We start from the raw sequence: 12603 nt of genomic DNA, 5'->3' as shown, positions 1-12603 counted from the left end.
TCTGCCCGTCTCGTGCCAAAGAGGCAGCCGGTACGGCCTGCCCGGCGAGAGGACGGGCGGCAGTATAACAACTGGGACTTGTCAGTGAAACAATGCGGGTCGGCCTGACCCCAAGGCCAGACGCGCCATCGGTACTCAAAGGCGGGATCTACCCCTTCACACCCGTGCCCTTCAACCACTTGCGCAGCCGGCCGTTGGCATTGTGGTAGGGAGAGGCTGTGTTGAACTGGATCATCCGCCCCAGAGTCCACTGCTCATACCAGGGGCGACCGTACAGCTGGTCATCGCCGCGCTCCGCAATCAGCTCAACGATGCGGCTCCTGGCCGCCATCAACCGGGCCAGCAGTGCCGGATAGGCCAGCCCATCATGATCCAGATAGAACGTTTGGGCCAGCCTGCCCAGCTCGTTCCACTTAAAACCAGTCTCGGGAAAATCCACCGGCAGGCCCGCCGCGTCCCGCTCGATCCACTTGATCACCAGCTCATTCCAGCCGATGAGATAGGCCACCAGATTGGCCACGCTCATGCGGGTGCCCTTACTGTGCCCCTCCATGACCTGCTCCTGCACCCGGCTCTCGGGTACCGCCTGCAAGGCCTTGAGCAGCTTGCCAAAATGCGTGTCGATGGCGAGCAGCAGCTCGACCTTGTTGCTGGGGATCCCCATCACTGTCCTCCTTCATGCCTGCCACCCTGCCGCCCGCTCGGGATTGCCGCCAGCGGCGCCGAGCGCTAAGCTCGCGACATCTGTGGCCGGCGTCCCAACGCCGCCGCCCCCATCACAAGCAAGAACGGCGATGAATCAGCTCATTACCTATATCAAGGCCATCCATCGGCAACCTGGGCCGGCGACCATCACACGCCAGCAGAGTGAACACTATAGCGAGCATGACGAGAGTGGCACCCTGATCCAGCACCAGCAAACCCGCTATTGGTTCGCCAATGGAGTTGTCATCTGTCATCAGCAAGAGCAGGACCAGGTCTCCTCGGCGCAGCTGTGCGCCGAATGCTGGATAAGCTATCGGGTCGACACCAGCCCTATCCCCATCACACCGCCACGCAAGCTGTTCCACAACCCCTGTCAGGAGGCGTTCTGGCTGAAGATGCAGGGCATCACGCCGGCAAGATGACAAGAGGCTGACCTGGGGGGAGCCCGATACGGGGTGATTGCGGCGGCTTGCTTGGCAAGATCCAGCCCTCTGCGGTGCTGCTGAGGGAGCACCACCTGTCGGAACTTGGCAGCACCGACAGGTCGGCAGCGTCATCAATACTGCTTGGTCTTTGAAGCAAAGCCGGCGAGGAAGAGGCCGGTCAGAAACATGCCGCAGAACGCTTCGATGGCCGATAGCAGCTGCAGCGGGGAAGAGGTCTGGGAGATATCCCCATAACCGAGCGTCACGAAGGTCACGATGCTGAAGTAGAGCGAGCGCCCCAGGTGGTGATAGGTGACCGAGGCGGGCGCCAGAAAATAGGTCAGGGTCGCCAGCAGTATGACCCCCATCGACATCAGCAGGCTTCTTATAGGCCGCTCGCCAAAGCCCCAGGTGATGAAGCTGACAAACTTGGAGCCGCACTTCAAATAACAGAGCAGGGAGAGCCACCCCTTTCTCAGCGGGCCGCTGCGCAGCCAGCGCTCCTTGAACAGCTCCCTCGGGCTGGCCAGGGACTTCATCTCATGCAGCTTCTCCTGGTAATAGCACTCACCGGCATCGACGGTATCCCCCACGCTGGAGAAGAGGCGCTTGGCGTTGCGGTACAGCTTGCTGGCCTCGCTGTGATCGATCCGGCCGTTCTCGTTATAGGCCACCTGCACCTTGTCCAGATTGGTGTGCTCCATGGTGGCGTCGAAGTTCTTGGCGCGCACGTTGAAGTTTTTCAGCACAGCCCGGGAGGAGTGAAAACGGATCTCCTCGCACTCTATGGTGAAGTCCTGAAACACCCCGTCCTCCAGCGCCAGCTCCCGCTTCTTGGCCCAGGCCCTGTGATCCCACAGCAGGGAATCAAACAGATCGAGCCCGATCACGCCGCCGTTGACCCGCACGCCCTTGGCCGAGCAGTGCCACAGATAGACCTTGGAGTTGTTGACGGCGCCATCCAGCGAGAGCTCGTCGAGGCAGGTGAAATCGAGCAATCTGCCGGAGATGATGGGGCTCTTCAGCTCGACGCCGCCGATGTTGAGCAGGCGATGCTTGCCCAGCACCTGCGCCTCCCCCTTGTTGTTCTCGGAGACGGACAGCAGGCTCTGCACCCGCTTCACCTCATCTTTGCCATGCTTGCCCGCCAACCACATGTTGTAGGGTTCAAAACGCGTCTCCGAGCGAATGAGGCCGCTCTTGCGCAGCGACTCCAGCGCGCTCGAGGCGGTTTCATACAACCTTATCTTGTCGTCGCTCATGTAGACACAGAGGCTGAGCACGGATCGCGAGCTGATGAAACGAGCTATGCCGATCTGGAAGATGACGCTTTTCTCTATTTTCTGCTCCGTCATCCAGTCGCTGAAATAGGGCAGCGAGGCCACCAGCAGATCCCAGATAAAGGGATAGTCATTCTCCCGGCGCCACTCGTTGAACTGCTCGGGAGAAAGCTGCCAAAGCTCGGTTGCATTCATACATTACCTCGATCACAAATATGTCCCGCCCTCGCCAGATAAAGAGAGTCATGGTGCACAAAGCCCTGCTGGATCCGGCGGGTCAGGCGCAGGGAAGCGGCGCGACAAAACGCCCATCACGCCACCATACTAGGTGAGAAAAAGAAGGCAAATCACTGACAGGAAAGGAATAAGGGAGAGAGACGACAGTTTGCCCCTCAGGCGCACACTGATTGCGCAACGCTTGGGTGACAATGGCCGTGGCAAACAGGCAAAGAAAAAGCCCAACATTGCTGCTGGGCTTTTGTGTTGGCTCCTCCTGCTGGACTTGAACCAGCGACATACGGATTAACAGTCCGCCGTTCTACCGACTGAACTAAGGAGGAATTGTACTTGGTGCCCAGAGACGGAATCGAACCGCCGACACGGGGATTTTCAATCCCCTGCTCTACCGACTGAGCTATCTGGGCAATATATAAATGGTGCCGGCTACCGGAATCGAACTGGTGACCTACTGATTACAAGTCAGTTGCTCTACCTACTGAGCTAAGCCGGCACACTTTAAACCGTTGTGCATGAACAGATTTTTATTTCATGGCACCAAATCTTGGTGCCCAGAGACGGAATCGAACCGCCGACACGGGGATTTTCAATCCCCTGCTCTACCGACTGAGCTATCTGGGCGTGGGCGCTATTAAACGGATTTTAAGGCAGGTGGTCAACGGGAAATTTCACTTTTTGTCTCGTTCGTCTCTTTTTTGCGCAACATCATCCATTTCCCCTACTTCTTCCTGACTGGGCCGCGCCGGGCAGCCCCAGACTTTGGGCTCTTCCCCCTTCAGCAGGCGGGCTATGTTCTCATGATGGCGGATCAGAATGAGGCAGGAGAGCAGCGAGACCGGCAGCGTGTATTCGGGTTTGAGCAGGTAGGTAAAGAGTGGCGTCAGCAGTACGGTAATGATGGAGGCCAGCGAGGAGTAGCCGCTCACCAGCAGCACGACCAGCCAGGTGCCGATCACGGCCCCTCCCATGGTAAAGCCGATGGGCATCATGGTGCCGAGTGCCGTCGCCACCCCCTTGCCGCCCCGGAAGTGGAAGAAGATGGGGTACATGTGGCCGAGGCAGGCTGCCACCCCGATGAAGCCGAGGTAGACGGGTTTGATTTGCAGATACCAGGCGAGATAGACGGGGGCCGTGCCCTTGAGCACGTCGAGCAGCAACACCACAACGGCAGCCACACGGCCACCGAGGCGCAACACATTGGTCGCACCCGGGTTGTGGGAGCCATGATCGCGAGGATCCGGCAGACCCGTGATGCGGGAAACCAGCACGGCACTGGACAGCGAGCCGCCCAGGTAGGCCAGAATAATCATCAAAATCGTCAGGGCCGTCATCTTGGTCGTTTTTACCACGATATGAATGGGGTATGATGCGGGCCACATTCTCTGGCTTGGCGTTGCCCAAAAGCGTGTCGTCCAAACCGACCGCGCGGCAAACTGGTTGCCAGGCCTGCATCCCTGCGCTGTTATCACAGCCCATCAAGAGTAAAGAAGAAGTACTGTCATGGACAAGGTGTTTATTCGCGGACTCGAGGTTTTGACCACTATTGGTGTCTATGAGTGGGAGAAAGGCATTCGCCAGAAGCTCTGTTTCGACCTCGAAATGGGCTTTGACAACCGTCCCGCCGCAGCAACCGACGATATCAATCTGGCACTGGATTACGCCACCCTCTCGCGCAAAATTTGTGATCACGCCTCCAGCAAGGTGGTGGAGCTGGTCGAAACCATGGCCGAGCAGGTCGCCATGCTGGTGCTGGCCGACGAGCGGGTGCAATGGGTCAAGGTCACCCTGACCAAACCGGGCGCCGTGCCCAATGCCGCCGGCGTCGGGGTAGAGATCCTGCGCCACCGCACTCCGGCCACGAGCGCCAACTGATGGCCACCCTCCATATCCGTCTGGGTGCCAACCCGATGACAGGGAGCGCCGCATGACCCGCATCTATATCAGCCTGGGATCCAACATAGAGCGTGAACGCCATATCCGCGCCGGCCTCGATGCCCTGCAGGCGGAGTTTGGCGAGCTGGCTGTCTCCCGGGTATTCGAGAGCGAGGCGGTGGGCTTCAATGGTCGCCCCTTCTACAACCTGGTGGTCGGTGCCGACACAGACCTGCCGCTGGCAACCCTGTGCCAACGGCTGCGTGCCATGGAGTTCGCCCACGGCCGCGAGCCGGATGCCAAGAAGTTCGCTCCGCGCACCCTGGATCTGGATCTGCTGCTCTATGGCGATCTGGTCTGCGAGACGCCGGTCGCCCTGCCCCGCGGCGAGATCCTCACCAACGCCTTCGTGCTCTGGCCGCTGGCCGAACTGGCACCTAGCCTGCGCCACCCGCTCGATGGTCGCACGCTGGGCGAGCTGTGGCAGGGTTACGACAAGGCCTCCCAGCGACTCTGCCCCATCCCCTTTCACTGGGAAGCGTGCGAGCTGCAACATCACTGAATCAACAAGGGCACCCGAGGGTGCCCTTGTTGCATCTTGCAAGGCGGCTTATCCGCCATCAGAAAGTGTGATTGGGCCCGGCCCGCCATGACTGGCAGGATAAGGCTCGCCACAGGAGAGACCCATGCCGCTCGACACCATTCACGACTTCAACTGCCGGCTGCTGGCCGGGCTGCCCCATCAGCGCTACCAGCATGAACCCATTCTGGATTACGCCACCGACGAACAGGTGAAAGCTCGCCTCGGCTGGCAGGCCGAATTCAGCAAGAGCCTGTTTCTCAAGTTCAAGGATGGCCGCTTCGCCCTGTTGCTGACCCACAGGGACGGGCGGTTGGACAACAAGGCGGTCAAGGCCGCGCTCGGTGCCAAGCCATCAATCTGCACCGCCGAGGAGATGCAGGCCGAGATCGGCTGCCTGCCGGGCGCCGTCTGCCCCTTCCTGCCCCGCGCCGATATCCCGCTGCTGGTAGACCCTCAACTGATGGGTCATCACGCCTTCACCTGGACGCCGGGCCACCCGGAGCAGACCTTTCTGCTGGAGACGGCACATCTGGCCCGGGTGCTGGAGCAGCTGCCCTGTCAGGTCAGCTACCTGCCTGCGCCATCAGCCTGACTGCCGACGGCACAACCCCGCTCACCCCTTGTCCCGCGCCAGTTGGGCGAAGATCAGCGTCGCCAGCATGGACATGAGACCGATACAGAGATAGGTGAGGTGGAATCCTCCCAGCCACTGCCCATCCGCCGCCGATGAACCGGCCGAGAAGAGTCCCAGCAGGCTGGCGGCGATGGCGACCCCCAGGCTCATGGAGAGCTGCATCACCACCGACAGCAGGCCGTTGCCGCTGCTGGCATGCTCGGCACTCAAGTCTTGCAGCGTGAGAGTGTTCATGGCGGAAAACTGCAGCGAGTTGATGGCGCCAAACACCATCAACCAGCCCAGCAGCACCTCATAGGGCAGCTGGTTGTCGATGAAGTAGAAGCTGGCGATCATGGCCCCCAGCGCCAGGGTGTTGCCGATCAGGATCCGCCGATAACCCACCTTCGGAATGAGCTTGTTCACCAGCGTCTTGGTCAGCATGGCCCCCAGCACGGTGGGGATCATGGTCATACCCGCCTTGCTCGGCGAGAAGCCGAGCCCCAGCTGCAGGAAGAGCGGGGTGAGGAAGGGCATGGCACCGCTGCCGAGGCGGGCAAACAGGTTGCCCCAGACGCCGATGGCGAAGGTACTGGTCTTGAACAGCGCCAGACTGAACAGTGGCTCCTCGGCATTGGCGGCATAGAGCCAGTAACTCGCCATGGCGGCCAGCCCGAACAGCAGGGCAAACAGTGCCCAACCGGTGGAGATGCTGTGCTCGCCCAGCCCCTGCAAGCCCACCGACACCAGCACCATGCCGGCGCTGAACATCACGAACCCCTGCCAGTCGAACTTGGCCGTGCCCTGCCGCAGATCGGGCATGAAATACCAGCTGGCGATAAAGCCGAGTATGCCCACCGGCAGATTGATGAGAAACACCCAGTGCCAGCTCGCCACCTCCACCAGCCAGCCGCCCAGTGCCGGGCCGATCAAGGGCCCAATCAGGCCGGGGATGGTAACGAACGACATCACCCGCAACAGCTCGTGCTTGCTGTAGACCCTCAGCACGGCGAGGCGTCCCACCGGCATCAGCAGGGCGCCGCCTATGCCTTGCAGCACCCGGGCCGCCACCAGCATGGGCAGGGTATTGGAGGCGGCGCAGGCCAGCGATCCCAGGGTGAACAGCAGTATGGCGGCCAGATAGATGCGGCGGGTGCCGAATCGGTCCGCCAGCCAGCCGGAAGCCGGAATGAGCAGTGCCACCGTCAGCATGTAGGCGATGATCACCGACTGCATCTGCAACGGACTCTCGCCCAGGGTCTCGGCCATGCTGGGCAGGGCGGTGTTGAGTATGGTGCCATCCAGGGTCTGCATGAAGAAGCCGACCGCCGTCAGCGGCGGCAGCCACTTGCGCTGGGCAGGTGTAACCATGTGTGTGCTATCGGGCATGAGCAGCCACCTCCTCTTCAGATAAAAAAAGACCCGCACAAGCGCGGGTCATCTCATTACATCAAGCATCAGGCTGGCCGAGCATGGCTCTGAGCTGCTCTTCCAGACTGGGCTCGGGGGCCTTGAGCGTATCCAGGAACAGCCGCTCGATCCCCGCCTTGTCCTGACTTTTCACGATGAACACCAGCCGGGACTGGGCCTTGCCCTCCGGCCAGTCTCCCAATGCCTGCAACGGATAGAGCTGGCCGTGTACACCGTGGATCACCACGGGCTGGCTCTCCCCCTCCAGTTGCAAGATCCCCTTGAGCCGCAGCAGGGCATCGCCGTATTGGACCTGCACCGCATCGATGGCGGCCAGCAGGCGGGATGGCTTGAGCGGCTCGCCGATGCGCAGGGAGAAACTTTCAATGTTGCCATGCTCGAAGTGAGTCGGCGCGGCCGTGCCCACCTTGGCGGCGAACGGCTTCATCTTGGGCTGCATCGGCGAGGCCAGCCCCTGTTTGGGGGATTCGGTGCGCAGCCAGGCCAGCAGCTGGCGCACGTCGCGCCCGGCCGACTCGTTGTAGGCACCCAGCCTCTCCAGCACTGCGGGGGACAAGTCGCCGTTGGTCACCCGCTCGATGGGGACCGCCGGGTTGAGGGCCGCCAGCTGGGCCTCGACCCGAGCCAACTGCTCGCCATCCACCAGATCCCCCTTGCTCACCACCAGCAGATCCGCCAACGCCACCTGTTTCACCGCTTCATACTGAGCCGCCAGCTGCTGCTCGATATGGCCGGCATCCACTACTGTGACGGTGCCGTCGAAGCGGTAACGCTGGGCGATAAAGCCCTCTTCGCGCAGGGTAAACAGCACGGGCGCCGGATCGGCCAGACCTGTGGTTTCGATAATCAACCGCTTGAACGGTTTGATCTTGCGCTGGATGGCGCGCATGAACAGCCCCTGCAGCGCCTCCACCAGGGAGCCCTGCACCGAGCAGCAGATGCAGCCGGAATCGAGCAGCACCACCTGTTCGTCCACCTGCTGCACCAGATGGTGATCCAGCCCCACCGAGCCGAATTCGTTGATAAGCACGGCGCACTCGCCGAGCTCCGGCTGCTTGACCCAGTGGTTGAGCAGTGTGGTCTTGCCGCTGCCGAGAAAGCCGGTCAGCAGGGTCACGGGAATTCGGGTGTCTTGCATATCCGTCATATCGATGACTCCCCTCTGGTCGGCAGGGTGATGAGTACGCAGGTATCTTGCATATGGGTCATGTTCAATCCTTACCGGTTGGCAAACAGGTCGCTGAGCCAGCGGTTTTCAAAACGGCCATGGGGATCGAGCTCGCGCTTGAGGGCCAAGAAGTCATTCCAGCGCGGCAGCAGGGCCGGGAAGTCATAGAGATCCATCGCCAGGTGCTTGCCGAAGTGGGGAATGCCGCCGAGCGGCACCAGCAGTTGCTGCAGCTCGCGCATCTGCTCCATGGAGCCGTTGACGAAGGTGCCGTCCGCCGCCAGATAGACCAGAAAACCAACCCAGCAGACCGACTGATCATAGGCGGCGCTGAGCCAGGCCTCGGAGGGTCCGGTGCAGCGCAGGATAAAGGGGTAATGCAGCACGCCCGGGTTGGCCTGCTGCCAGGCCTGCAGGATCGCCAGCGCCTCGTTCATGCGATTGAGCGGCACCGCCACCTCGCAGTTGATCTGGGGCGCGGGTATCCCCTTGCAGAGGATCTGGTAGACGTTGCCCACCAGATCGGAGGCATCCTTGAAGCGGCGCACCGTCTCGAAATGCTCCCCGGCCAGCGCCTCGTCCTTGGTGTCTTTCGCCATCTTTTGCAAAGTGGCATCTATGGTGGCGTTCATGCGGGCATCGATGTCGCCCTCCAGCAGCAGCGGCTCACGGCCGCCAGCCCGATAACGGGCCACCTCCTCCTCGGAGGCGGGATCCACCAGCCAGATGTGGCTCTCGCCAGTCCAGGCGAACCACCAGCTCTTCACGAAGCCGTGCTCACGGTTGAGCCGCTCGTTGTGCGCCAGCAGGAAGGGATAGTCGGTGGTGAACTTGGTGCAGTGCATGATGCGGTTGGGCACGGTGCGAAGGCGCACGTCGAGCAGTATGCCGAGCATACCCATGCCCATCACGAAGGCGCCGAAGCGCGGGTCGGTGCGATCCACCCGGATGATGTCGCCATTGGCCAGCATCACCGTCATCGCCTCCACCGCATCGCAGAGGGCGGACTGGTGCAGCCCCTGGCCGTGGGTGCCGGTGCTGAGCGCGCCACCCAGGGTCTGGATGCCGATAACGCCGGGGGATGCCGGCAGCATCCGCTCCATGGCGATAAGATCGGCGTAGACGGTATCGAGCGGCGTACCCGCCTGATAGGTGACGGTATCCGCGGTTTTCGCCAGCTGGCCGCGCAGGTGGTACAAGTCCACCAGCAGCGCCTGACTGCCCTCGGCATAGACGCTGTGGATGGGTTCGAAGGAGAGGCCTGAGCCGATCAGCCGCAGCTTGCGCTCGGGGTATTCGCGCAGCAGCGCTTGCAGCTCGTCGCTATCGGTCGGGCGCCACACCTGATCCAGAGCGCCGAGGGGGTTGGTCCTGGACCAGTTGAACAGCACCTCCCGATTGTTGATCGCCTTGATGCTGTGAAATGCCTGGAACTTGACCGTCATACCGCGCCTCATCTGACTTCAAAATGAGCGGCAATTCTACCGAAAAGCGGACCACAAGGCATGAAAAACAAGCCCCTACAGTCGGGGGTGGATAAGGGGGATGACTCCCCCACTTCCTCAGCGTGATTGTTGGGTCAGTGCCAGCAACATGCCGAAGCCCACCAGCAGACCGCCAAATACCCGGTCGATCCAGTGGCGCACCGCCAACAGCCGACCCCGTACCGAGTCGGTGGAGAAGAAGATCGCCACCGCGCTGAACCAGACGGCGTGGGCCAATACGATGAACGCGCCGTAACCGAGCTGGACCGCCAGCGGCGTCTGCGGCTGCACCACCTGCATGAACAGGCTGACGATGAAGATGGTGGTCTTGGGGTTGAGCACATTGGTCAGAAAACCGGTACGCAGCGCCCCCAGGCTGGAGAGGGCTGGCTGGGCTGCCAGCACCTCATCGGTCACCGGGCTGGCGCGCAACATCTTGATGCCGAGGAAGATGAGGTAGCCGGCCCCTGCCAGCTTGATGATGTTGAACAGCCAGAGCGACTGCTGGATCAGCAGCCCCACCCCGAGCAGGGTGTAGGTGGCGTGCACACAGACCCCGGCGCCAATGCCAAGCGCCGTCAGCACCCCGCTGCGGCGCGAGAGCAGCAGGCTGTTGCGCGACACCATGGCAAAGTCGGGTCCCGGGCTGATGACGGCAAAGAAGGTAATGGCCACTACGGCTAACAGTTCGGTCATGAAAATAGTCCTGATTACATGGAATATCGGCTATTTTATTTGGCCATAGCACCAATAACGAACGATAACTTCTGACATGAACGGTGAGAATGATTCACAGAAAAGCCTGTCGCTGCCGGCCCTGACCGCGCTGCGCTGTTTCGAGGTGGCGGCCCGCACCGAACACTTCAGCCGCGCCGCCGACGAGCTGCACCTCACCCACGGCGCGGTCAGCCGGGCGGTACGGCTGCTGGAAGAGGATCTGGGGGTCATGCTGTTTGAACGACGCCAGCGCCGGGTCTTTCTGACCGAGGTGGGCGAGCGGCTCTATCAGGCGGTCAGGGAGGGGCTGGGCGGTATCCGCCAGACGGCGCAGGCGCTGCGCCGGCAGGGGCGGCCGTCGTCGCAGGTCATCTCCTGCGAGCCCACCCTGCTGATGCGCTGGCTGATCCCGCGCTGGCCCGCCTTCCAGGCCCTGCATCCCGAGCTGGACGTACACCTGATGGCCGGTGGCGGCGCCCTCAGCTTCGGTAGCGGCATCGATCTCGCCATCCGGCGCAACGACTTCCAGTGGCCCGCCGAGCTCTACAGCCAGCCGTTGTTCGAAGAGCTGACCGGGCCGGTCTGCCAACCGGGCAAGGTGGCGCAGTTCTTCGAGATGGAGGCAAACGGCCAGGCCCTGCGCCCTGGTGCCCCCCGCCTGCACACCAAGACCCGGTCGGGAGCCTGGCAGGAGTGGTTGCAGCACGCCGGCCAGTCCGCCGGCGACGAGGCACCGGGGCAGACCTTCGAGCACTTCTACTTCAGCCTGCAGGCGGCGGTCGCCGGGCTGGGGGTCGCCATCGGCCCCTATCGGCAGGTGTGTGACGACATCAAGGCCGGCCTGCTGGCCGCACCGCTCGGATTCATCCCGGATGGCACCGGCTATCACCTGCTCGCCCCCGCGCCTCCCCTTCCCGGCAGCCCTCATGAGAAACTGGCGAACTGGCTGCAATCCCTGAGCCGATAGGTCACGACACCTCGCGGGCACAGCCTGCCTCCCTGGCTCGCGAGTGACCGCCGGACTGTGACGACACCGACTCAGCTGGCCCGGAAACCACTGCCACTCTTTTGCGCCGCCAGCAGCAAGGCATCGACCACGACACGCAGCTTGAGCTGCATGTGCTGGCTCCTGGCCCAGATGACATTGATCGGCATCTCGCCACCGGACTGGTCATGAAGCACACAAACGAGATCTCCCGAGTCCAGCTGTTCATTGACCAGCCAGGTCGGCACTTGGACCAGGCCAAGGCCAGCCAGCGCCGCCGCCAGTACGGCCTCACCATCCCCCATCTCGTAGCGCACCGGGATGTCGTAAGCCTCTGTCTGGCCCGCCCCATTCCTGAGCAGCCAGCTATGGCGATGCCCCGAGCGCCAGTCGATGATGCAGTCGTGCCGTGACAACTCATCCGGGCTCAAGGGGACCCCGCGCCGGGCCAGATAGGAGGGGGCCCCGCAGATGACCAGCTTCTGCTCTCCCAGACGACGCGCAACAAGATCGGCCTGATCCTCCAGCGCACCGATGCGCACTACGAGATCGATGTTGGCCTGAACGAGATCAACCTTGCGCTCGTTGAACGTTACCGACAGGTCCAGCTGTGGATGGCAGCCAGCCAGCTCCAGCAGGATCGGCAGCACGTGCCGGCGACCAAAAGCAGCGGGAAGATCGATGCGAACGCGACCCGACGGGTTCTGTTGTCCCGATGCAAAGCTGTGCTCCGTCTCCTCCAACACCCGAATCGCCTGGAGACAGCTGGCCAGATACGCCTCCCCCTCCAGAGTCAGACTCACCCGGCGGGTTGTTCTGTGCAACAGTTTGACCCCCAGTCGTGCCTCCAGCCGCACTATGCTCTTGCTCAACGCCGAACCGGTCAGCCCCAGCGCCAATGCCGCCACGGTAAAACTGCCTGACTGCGCCACGGCGACAAAGTGCCTGACACTCAGGAAGGGGTCTTGTACGGCCATTGATTCGGTCCCTGAAGGAAATAGAGATTGGAATAATAGCCACTTAATCAATTTCAAGGAATCAATCACACTATTTATAGGCTCATTCAACGCCACATCTTGCAGATGATGGATTGGATGCCCTTG

At 61.9% G+C, this 12603-nt stretch carries 13 protein-coding genes and 4 tRNA genes; 5 read left to right on the top strand and 12 right to left on the bottom strand.

All coding sequences use genetic code 11. The features are described 5' to 3' along the window. Nucleotides 1-148: 148 nt before the first annotated feature. Complete coding sequence (locus ACW5XD_RS11230; protein WP_456494952.1) at nucleotides 149-664, bottom strand: ClbS/DfsB family four-helix bundle protein; 516 nt, start codon at nucleotides 662-664, stop codon at nucleotides 149-151. Nucleotides 665-794: 130 nt separating this feature from the next. On the opposite strand from ACW5XD_RS11230, the gene ACW5XD_RS11225 reads away from it, so the two are divergent. Next, nucleotides 795-1127, top strand: a complete 333-nt coding sequence (locus ACW5XD_RS11225; protein ID WP_456494951.1) for a hypothetical protein — start codon at nucleotides 795-797, stop codon at nucleotides 1125-1127. Nucleotides 1128-1261: 134 nt separating this feature from the next. Here the strand turns inward: ACW5XD_RS11225 and ACW5XD_RS11220 are convergent, their stop codons facing one another. From ACW5XD_RS11220 to plsY, 6 genes are all read right to left on the bottom strand, one after another. Next, nucleotides 1262-2605 (bottom strand): potassium channel family protein, encoded by a 1344-nt coding sequence (locus ACW5XD_RS11220; protein WP_456494950.1) that lies wholly within the window; start codon nucleotides 2603-2605, stop codon nucleotides 1262-1264. 289 nt (nucleotides 2606-2894) lie between these two features. Then, a tRNA-Asn gene (locus tag ACW5XD_RS11215) sits at nucleotides 2895-2970 on the bottom strand. Between the two features lie 8 nt (nucleotides 2971-2978). Next, a tRNA-Phe gene (locus ACW5XD_RS11210) sits at nucleotides 2979-3054 on the bottom strand. Nucleotides 3055-3064: 10 nt separating this feature from the next. Next, nucleotides 3065-3140, bottom strand: a tRNA-Thr gene (locus ACW5XD_RS11205). A 52-nt stretch (nucleotides 3141-3192) separates the two neighbouring features. Then, nucleotides 3193-3268 (bottom strand) — tRNA-Phe (locus tag ACW5XD_RS11200). Nucleotides 3269-3315: 47 nt separating this feature from the next. Beyond that, entirely contained in the window at nucleotides 3316-3978 is a 663-nt protein-coding gene (plsY, locus tag ACW5XD_RS11195; protein WP_456494949.1) for a glycerol-3-phosphate 1-O-acyltransferase PlsY, read from the bottom strand. A 169-nt stretch (nucleotides 3979-4147) separates the two neighbouring features. On the opposite strand from plsY, the gene folB reads away from it, so the two are divergent. The 3 genes from folB (at nucleotide 4148) to ACW5XD_RS11180 (ending at nucleotide 5694) form a co-directional block, all read left to right on the top strand. Beyond that, nucleotides 4148-4519, top strand: coding sequence for a dihydroneopterin aldolase (folB, locus tag ACW5XD_RS11190; protein ID WP_043137290.1), 372 nt, complete (start codon nucleotides 4148-4150; stop codon nucleotides 4517-4519). Between the two features lie 52 nt (nucleotides 4520-4571). Continuing rightward, a complete protein-coding gene (gene folK, locus ACW5XD_RS11185; protein WP_456494948.1) occupies nucleotides 4572-5081 on the top strand; it encodes a 2-amino-4-hydroxy-6-hydroxymethyldihydropteridine diphosphokinase in 510 nt (169 codons plus the stop codon). Nucleotides 5082-5205: 124 nt separating this feature from the next. After that, nucleotides 5206-5694 carry a YbaK/EbsC family protein gene (locus ACW5XD_RS11180; RefSeq protein WP_456494947.1) on the top strand — a complete coding sequence of 163 codons (489 nt, stop codon included), beginning with the start codon at nucleotides 5206-5208 and terminating at the stop codon, nucleotides 5692-5694. Nucleotides 5695-5715: 21 nt separating this feature from the next. Here the strand turns inward: ACW5XD_RS11180 and mdtD are convergent, their stop codons facing one another. The 4 genes from mdtD to ACW5XD_RS11160 form a co-directional block, all read right to left on the bottom strand. Further along, a complete protein-coding gene (mdtD, locus tag ACW5XD_RS11175; protein ID WP_456494946.1) occupies nucleotides 5716-7104 on the bottom strand; it encodes a multidrug transporter subunit MdtD in 1389 nt (462 codons plus the stop codon). 61 nt (nucleotides 7105-7165) lie between these two features. After that, nucleotides 7166-8293 carry a CobW family GTP-binding protein gene (locus tag ACW5XD_RS11170; protein WP_456494945.1) on the bottom strand — a complete coding sequence of 376 codons (1128 nt, stop codon included), beginning with the start codon at nucleotides 8291-8293 and terminating at the stop codon, nucleotides 7166-7168. 71 nt (nucleotides 8294-8364) lie between these two features. After that, a complete protein-coding gene (locus ACW5XD_RS11165) occupies nucleotides 8365-9759 on the bottom strand; it encodes a D-arabinono-1,4-lactone oxidase (protein WP_456494944.1) in 1395 nt (464 codons plus the stop codon). 117 nt (nucleotides 9760-9876) lie between these two features. After that, complete coding sequence (locus tag ACW5XD_RS11160) at nucleotides 9877-10494, bottom strand: LysE family translocator (RefSeq protein ID WP_456494943.1); 618 nt, start codon at nucleotides 10492-10494, stop codon at nucleotides 9877-9879. A gap of 76 nt (nucleotides 10495-10570) precedes the next feature. On the opposite strand from ACW5XD_RS11160, the gene ACW5XD_RS11155 reads away from it, so the two are divergent. Beyond that, on the top strand, nucleotides 10571-11482 hold the full coding sequence (locus ACW5XD_RS11155; RefSeq protein WP_456494942.1) for a LysR family transcriptional regulator: 912 nt from the start codon (nucleotides 10571-10573) through the stop codon (nucleotides 11480-11482). Between the two features lie 71 nt (nucleotides 11483-11553). On the opposite strand, the gene ACW5XD_RS11150 is transcribed toward ACW5XD_RS11155, so the two are convergent. Next, the gene (locus ACW5XD_RS11150) at nucleotides 11554-12477 is read right to left on the bottom strand and encodes a LysR family transcriptional regulator (RefSeq protein WP_456494941.1); all 924 of its coding nucleotides are present in this window, start codon (nucleotides 12475-12477) and stop codon (nucleotides 11554-11556) included. Between the last annotated feature and the right edge of the window lie 126 nt (nucleotides 12478-12603).

The organism is Aeromonas enterica, from assembly GCF_054052465.1.
This window is presented reverse-complemented; position numbering and strand designations above follow the sequence as displayed.

What these genes read in the sequence shown, in the direction of transcription:
- ACW5XD_RS11230 (WP_456494952.1), bottom strand. Translation starts at nt 664, where the DNA reads ATGGGGATCCCCAGCAACAAGGTCGAGCTGCTGCTCGCCATCGACACG.
- ACW5XD_RS11225 (WP_456494951.1), top strand. Translation starts at nt 795, where the DNA reads ATGAATCAGCTCATTACCTATATCAAGGCCATCCATCGGCAACCTGGG.
- ACW5XD_RS11220 (WP_456494950.1), bottom strand. Translation starts at nt 2,605, where the DNA reads ATGAATGCAACCGAGCTTTGGCAGCTTTCTCCCGAGCAGTTCAACGAG.
- plsY (WP_456494949.1), bottom strand. Translation starts at nt 3,978, where the DNA reads ATGACGGCCCTGACGATTTTGATGATTATTCTGGCCTACCTGGGCGGC.
- folB (WP_043137290.1), top strand. Translation starts at nt 4,148, where the DNA reads ATGGACAAGGTGTTTATTCGCGGACTCGAGGTTTTGACCACTATTGGT.
- folK (WP_456494948.1), top strand. Translation starts at nt 4,572, where the DNA reads ATGACCCGCATCTATATCAGCCTGGGATCCAACATAGAGCGTGAACGC.
- ACW5XD_RS11180 (WP_456494947.1), top strand. Translation starts at nt 5,206, where the DNA reads ATGCCGCTCGACACCATTCACGACTTCAACTGCCGGCTGCTGGCCGGG.
- mdtD (WP_456494946.1), bottom strand. Translation starts at nt 7,104, where the DNA reads ATGCCCGATAGCACACACATGGTTACACCTGCCCAGCGCAAGTGGCTG.
- ACW5XD_RS11170 (WP_456494945.1), bottom strand. Translation starts at nt 8,293, where the DNA reads ATGACGGATATGCAAGACACCCGAATTCCCGTGACCCTGCTGACCGGC.
- ACW5XD_RS11165 (WP_456494944.1), bottom strand. Translation starts at nt 9,759, where the DNA reads ATGACGGTCAAGTTCCAGGCATTTCACAGCATCAAGGCGATCAACAAT.
- ACW5XD_RS11160 (WP_456494943.1), bottom strand. Translation starts at nt 10,494, where the DNA reads ATGACCGAACTGTTAGCCGTAGTGGCCATTACCTTCTTTGCCGTCATC.
- ACW5XD_RS11155 (WP_456494942.1), top strand. Translation starts at nt 10,571, where the DNA reads ATGAACGGTGAGAATGATTCACAGAAAAGCCTGTCGCTGCCGGCCCTG.
- ACW5XD_RS11150 (WP_456494941.1), bottom strand. Translation starts at nt 12,477, where the DNA reads ATGGCCGTACAAGACCCCTTCCTGAGTGTCAGGCACTTTGTCGCCGTG.